The organism is Oceanicella sp. (assembly GCF_056449545.1).
Genome location: NZ_JBWOMN010000101.1, coordinates 1 through 4,382, shown reverse-complemented (window position 1 = coordinate 4,382; position 4,382 = coordinate 1). Strand labels below are relative to the sequence as shown.

The window sequence follows — 4,382 nt, the reverse complement described above, 5'->3', positions numbered from 1 at the left end:
CCCGCGCCTGCCCCGTGGGGCGCGGCGCCCCAGCAGGCGGCGCGGCCCGCGCCGCCGCCCCCCCCGCCCCCGCCGGTGGAAAAGGTCTGGCACGTGGCCGAGAACGGCGCCGCGAACGGCCCGTTCTCGCGCGCCGATCTGGGGCGCATGGTCGGCGCCGGCACGCTGGCCCGCGACACGCTGGTCTGGACGCCGGGCATCGACGGCTGGACCGGGGCCGGCGAGATCGACGAACTGGCGCAGCTGTTCACCATCGCGCCGCCCCCGCCGCCGCCGCCCGCCGGCTGAACCGGTGAGCGAACGCCAGGACGCCGCCCCGCCGCCGCCGCCCGAGGACCGGGCCCAGGGGGCGGGCGACGATCGCTTCCCCTGCGGCCAGTGCGGCGCGGCGCTGGAATACCGCCCCGGCGCCGACGCGCTGGAATGCCCCTATTGCGGCTTTTCAAATCCGGTTCGCGGCCAGAACCCGTGGGAGGCCGCCGAGGCGCTGCGCGAGCTTGATTTCAACCGCGCCGTGGCGCGTCAGCTCGACGCCGAGGAAACCGTCTCCGCCCGGGTGATCCGCTGCGACAGCTGCGGCGGCGAGGTGGAATTCACCGCGATCTCCCGCGCCGAGATCTGCCCGTTCTGCGCCTCGCCCATCGTCGCCGCGCCCCAGCGCCACGAATTGCTGCGCCCGCGCGGGGTGCTGCCGTTCCTGCTCGAGGAAAAGACCGCGCGCGCCGCCATGACCGACTGGCTCGGGCGGCTGTGGTTCGCGCCCTCGGGGCTGCAGGATTACGCGCGCAAGGGACGGCGGATGGAGGGGATCTACAGCCCCTACTGGACCTTCGACGCCCGGACCGACACCCGCTATGCGGGGCAGCGCGGCGACACCTATTTCGTGACCCAGCGCGTGCAGGTGAACGTCAACGGCAAGATGCAGACCCAGACGCGCCAGGTCCCGAAAATCCGCTGGCGCCGGGTGAAGGGCCGGGTGGCGCGGGCCTTTGACGACGTGCTGGTGCTGGCTTCGAAATCCCTGCCAAAACGCTATGCGGAGGCGCTGGCGCCGTGGGATCTGCAGGCGCTCGAACCCTATAGCAGCCGGTTTCTCGCCGGATTTCGCGCCGAGGCGTATACGATCGGGCTGGAGGAAGGCTTCGACGTGGCGCGCGGGATCATGGACCAGACCATCCGCCGCGACGTGCGCTTTGACATCGGCGGCGACCAGCAGCGCATCGAACGCCTCGACACCGAAGTCAGCGACGTGACCTTTCGCCATGTGCTGCTGCCGATCTGGCTCGCCGCCTACAAGTATCGCGGCAAGACCTACCGGTTCGTGGTCAACGGCCGCACCGGCGCGGTGCAGGGCGAACGCCCCTATTCGGCCTGGAAGATCGCCGTCGCGGTGGCGGCGGGCGTGTTGGCGGCGGCGGCGATCGGCTATGGCGTCGCGCTCACGCAGGGCGGCGTCGGCTAGCGGTCGCGACGCGGCGCATCGGCTGCGGGCCGGCGGCCCCCGCGGCGCGGTCCCGGCCGCCCCGTCCACCCCGGCCGCCGGCCCGACTGCGGCGTCGCGCGGGCGACCATCGGGCATTCGACGAGCGTTCTTGGGGGCGTCGGGGCGCCGGCGCGCGCAGGCTCTTGTCAGGCGGGCCGGAGCGGGGGCATGTTTGCCGCGCCTGTCGCCCGATGAACGCGGCGACCCGGGATCAGGGAACGCTTGTCATGACAATTCCAAACCGCCTCACCGGCCTGCACCGCATGGACCGCGCGGCGCGGCTCGCCGCCGTCGCCGCCGCCGCCGGGCTGAGCGACGCCGAGCGCGACGCGCTGGGCGCCGCCGCGCAGGCGCAGGGCGAAATGGCCGATCATCTGGCCGAGAACGTGATCTCGACGCTCAACATCCCGCTGGGCGTCGCCACCAATCTGATCGTCGACGGGCGCGAGACGCTGGTCCCCATGGCCACCGAGGAAAGCTCGGTGATCGCCGCGGTCTGCAACGGCGCCAAGCAATGCCGCGATTCGGGCGGGGTATTCACCTCGAGCTCGGGCGCCTGCATGATCGCGCAGGTGCAGATCACCGGGCTTTCGGACCCGTTCGCCGCCCGCGCCAGGGCGTTGGAGCATGTGGAGGAAATCAAGAGGATCTGCGACGCCTGCGACCCGGTGCTGTTGCGTCTGGGCGGCGGTTTCCGCGAGATCGAGGCGCGGGTGATCGACGCCGGCGAGCCCATGCTGATCGTGCACCTGATCGTCGACGCGCGCGACGCCATGGGGGCGAACGCGGTCAATTCCATGGCCGAGGCGGTCGCCCCGAAGATCGCCGGCTGGACCGGGGGCAGGGCGGGGCTGCGCATCCTGTCCAATCTGGCGGATCGGCGGCTGGCGCGGGCGCGCGCGGTCTGGCCGCTTGCGGCGATCGGCGGCGGCGAGGTGCGCGACGCCATGCTGCGCGCCGCCGCCTTCGCCGTGGCCGATCCCTATCGCGCCGCCACCCATAACAAGGGGATCATGAACGGGGTCAGCGCCGCGACGCTGGCCACCGGCAACGACACCCGCGCGGTGGAGGCCGGGGCCCACGCCTTCGCCGCCCGCTCGGGGCGCTATTCCAGCCTCACCCGCTGGGAGGCCACGGCGCAGGGCGACCTCGCCGGGTCCATCGAGCTGCCCATGCCGGTCGGCGTCGTCGGCGGCGCCACCCGGGCCCATCCCACCGCCGGGATCGCGCTGAAGATCATGGGCGCGACCACCGCCGACCGCCTGGCGCGGGTGATCGCCGCGGTCGGGCTGGTGCAGAATTTCTCGGCCATGAAGGCGCTTGCCACCGAGGGCATCCAGCGCGGCCACATGGCGCTGCACGCCAAGAATCTCGCCATAGGCGCCGGGGCCAGGGGCGATGACGTCGACCGCATCGCCGGGCTGATGATCGAACGCGGCGAGATCCGCGCCGAGGTGGCGGCGGCGTTGCTTGCGGGCGAGGGCTGAGCCGCGTTCATGGCCGCGCCGTCACGCCCGGGTCTCGATTCCGCCCCATCTCGCGGCTAGGATCGGCGCGATCCACCGCCCTGGAAAAACCGGAGCTTTCTCGATGACCGTCCTGCGCCGCCTGGCTGTCCCTGCGCTCGCCGCGTTCGTTTTCGCCATGTCGCCGGCGCCGGGCGGCGGGTCCGCGCGGGCGGGCGAGGGCGCGCCGCAGCGCATGGTGTCCGTGAGCGGGATCGGCACGGTGCTGCGCGCGCCGGACCGGGCCTCGGTCACGCTTGGCGTCGAGCACGCCCGAAAGACCGCGCCCGAGGCGATGAAGGCGGTCTCGGCGGCCACGCGCGCGGTGATCGAGGCCCTGACGCGCGTCGGCGTGCCCGAAGCCGGCATCGCCACCATCGGCGTCTCGCTGGGCCCGGTCTATCGCCATGTGCGGCGCGACAACGGCGACGGCGAGACCGTGCTGACCGGCTTTCGCGCCGCCAACCAGCTGCGCGTGACCATTGACGATTTCGCCAGTCTCGGCCCGGCCATCGGCGCGGCGGCGGCGGCGGGGAGCAACGCGATCTCCTCGGTGACGTTCGAAAACTCGGGCGAGGCGGACGCACGCGACGAGGCCCGCCGCCTTGCGGTCGCCAACGCCCGCGACAAGGCCGCGACCATGGCCGAGGTGGCGGGCGCGCGCCTGGGCAAGGTGCTGACCATGTCCGAGATGCAGGACGTCCGCGGCGGCCCCGCGCGCATGGAGATGGCCCGCGCCGCAGTCGCGGACATGGCCCCGCCGATCGCCGCCGGCGAGCGCGCGATCACGGTTCGGGTGACCGCGACCTGGGCGCTGGTGGACTGAGCGCCCGTCAAGGCCGCCGCCGCAACGTTGACGCGGCCCGCCCCGCGTCCTAAACCCGCGCTCGACCGGCTGGGAAGGATGGCAGAGTGGTCGATTGCGACGGTCTTGAAAACCGTTGATGCGAGAGCATCCGTGGGTTCGAATCCCACTCCTTCCGCCACTTGCTGCCGAGGAATGTTTCTCTGCACCCGTGGCGCCCGGATTTTTCCGTTGTTTTCAAGGGTTATGCCGGTGGGCTATTCACCTTCGCGGGCGCAAAACGGCCGAAATCGGTCTCTCCAGGCCATTTTTCTCTGAACCTCATGACTGCGGTGATTTGGTGCAGTTTTCGTAATGCCTTGAAATCACAACATTATTTTGTAATGCAACCTAAACACTTCGATGGCGGTGGCATTTGGCGAGATGGAACATCAATCGAACCCTTGCAGGTCAGTTGGTTTCTGTAGAGAGAGGTGGTCTCGAGAATTCGGACCAGTTGTTAAGGTGGATCGACTGATGAGAGAGCCGATCCGAAATGACGAAACGAAAGAACCATTCTGGCGAGTTCAAGGCCAAGGTTGCGCTTGAG

Annotated in this window: 4 protein-coding genes and 1 tRNA gene; all 5 read left to right on the top strand. The window is 70.7% G+C overall.

Translation table 11 applies throughout. From position 1 onward, the window contains the following. A partial coding sequence (locus tag AC1HC7_RS13750; protein ID WP_479499128.1) for a DUF4339 domain-containing protein occupies positions 1–288 on the top strand: 288 nt, incomplete at its 5' end. A gap of 4 nt (positions 289–292) precedes the next feature. Beyond that, entirely contained in the window at positions 293–1,462 is a 1,170-nt protein-coding gene (locus tag AC1HC7_RS13745; protein WP_479496448.1) for a TFIIB-type zinc ribbon-containing protein, read from the top strand. Between the two features lie 248 nt (positions 1,463–1,710). Further along, a complete protein-coding gene (locus AC1HC7_RS13740) occupies positions 1,711–2,970 on the top strand; it encodes a hydroxymethylglutaryl-CoA reductase, degradative (protein WP_479496447.1) in 1,260 nt (419 codons plus the stop codon). Between the two features lie 103 nt (positions 2,971–3,073). Further along, positions 3,074–3,814 (top strand): SIMPL domain-containing protein, encoded by a 741-nt coding sequence (locus tag AC1HC7_RS13735; protein ID WP_479496446.1) that lies wholly within the window; start codon positions 3,074–3,076, stop codon positions 3,812–3,814. Between the two features lie 72 nt (positions 3,815–3,886). After that, positions 3,887–3,974: transfer RNA gene (locus AC1HC7_RS13730), tRNA-Ser, on the top strand. Positions 3,975–4,382 lie beyond the last annotated feature (408 nt).

Excerpts from the sequence above, each read along its gene's own strand:
- AC1HC7_RS13740 (WP_479496447.1), top strand. The coding sequence starts at position 1,711 with ATGACAATTCCAAACCGCCTCACCGGCCTGCACCGCATGGACCGCGCG.
- AC1HC7_RS13735 (WP_479496446.1), top strand. The coding sequence starts at position 3,074 with ATGACCGTCCTGCGCCGCCTGGCTGTCCCTGCGCTCGCCGCGTTCGTT.